The organism is Arthrobacter sp. Hiyo1 (genome assembly GCF_001263615.2).
GTDB lineage: Bacteria > Actinomycetota > Actinomycetes > Actinomycetales > Micrococcaceae > Arthrobacter.
Map to the genome: position 1 here is coordinate 59,567 of NZ_DF952472.1, position 1,290 is coordinate 60,856.

The 1,290-nt window shown below is 60.7% G+C and carries 1 protein-coding gene; it reads right to left on the bottom strand.

Annotated elements, in window-relative coordinates:
• Window positions 1-67: 67 nt before the first annotated feature.
• Window positions 68-1,290 (bottom strand): ABC transporter substrate-binding protein (locus AHiyo1_RS13955; RefSeq protein WP_084784509.1); only part of this gene is annotated, 1,223 nt, incomplete at its 5' end.

A 1,290-nucleotide genomic window follows, 5' to 3' on the forward strand; every position in this document is an offset into this window, starting at 1 on the left:
CGTCCCGCCCCGGCCGGTCCGACCCCACGGCGTGCACGTTTGACGCTCTCGGCGATGCTCGTGGATGTCATGGATCAGTCTTGATGAGCGACGTCAACGTGGCCTGGAATGTGGTCGGGGCGTCCTTTGGAGCCTTGCCTGAGAGAACGTTCTGGCCGAAGTCGGAGATGGCGGGCGTGCTGTCGACGTAAGAAATGTTCGAGAAAAGGGCGGTTCCGCCGGGCGCTGCCCAGGTCTTGGCGATGGGCTGCCACAGCTTGACAATCTTGACTGCGTTTGGGTCCGACTGGAATTCCGGGGTTGCCGCGATTGATTTCAGAACCGGAAGGCCGATGCCGGTGTTCTGGGTCCACAGGGCCTTCATGTTCTGGTAGTAGTAGGTCATGAACGCCTCCGAGCCCTTCTGGCTCGGCGTGTTCTTGTACATCATGATGTTGTTCGGGAAATACAGCGCGCCCTTTTTGCCGCTGGCGCTAGTGAGCGGATCGCTGACAAGCAACTTGGATGCTGCCGCTCCCCCGACGTTTGCCGCGAGGTTGGGGACGTCGAAGCCCATGCCGAACTTCTCGGCCTTCCACTGCGAGTTCGCGTTCGTGGCCGTGTAGCTGATGGCTGCCGGGTCCATGTAGCCCTTGCTGATGTTCTCGCGCACGAACTCGAGAGCTTCGATGTTCGCGGCGGTCACCAGGTTCGGCTTGTGCTCTTCGTCGAAGATGCCGCCACCGTTGTTGATCATCAGGCCCACGATCATCTGGAAGGCGTTACCGCCGCTGGCATTGCCGTTGGCCGCGAACCCGTACACGTCGATCTTCTTGAGAGCGGCTGCGGCGTCGAGGTAGGACTGCCAGTCGGTGGGAGGAGTCACGCCCGCCTTTTCGAGTAGCTCCTTGTTGTACCAATTCACCCGCATGTCAAGGTTGTACGGAACGGCGACGTATCCGGCGTCGGTCTTCATCGTGTCGAGGACTCCAGGGAGGAAGTCATCGTAGATGCCATTGGATTTCCAGCTCTCGATGAGGCCGTCCGCGGGAGCGATGAAGCCTTGTTTAGCGAACTGGAAAGCCTGGGTTCCGCCGCCCGAAGAGATGGCCGGCCCGGTCTTCGATGCGAGGGCAGACGAGAAGGTCTGGTTGAAGTTTGCCCACTGGATCGCCTGATATGTCGCCGCAGGAAGCCCCGACTCCGGTTTGTAGCCAAGGGTGATCTTGCTGTCGAGCGTGTTGAACGCCGGAGTTCCCCAGGGCATGTTCCAGAACTTCAAGCTGGCGCTTGCCCCACCGCCACCGCCCC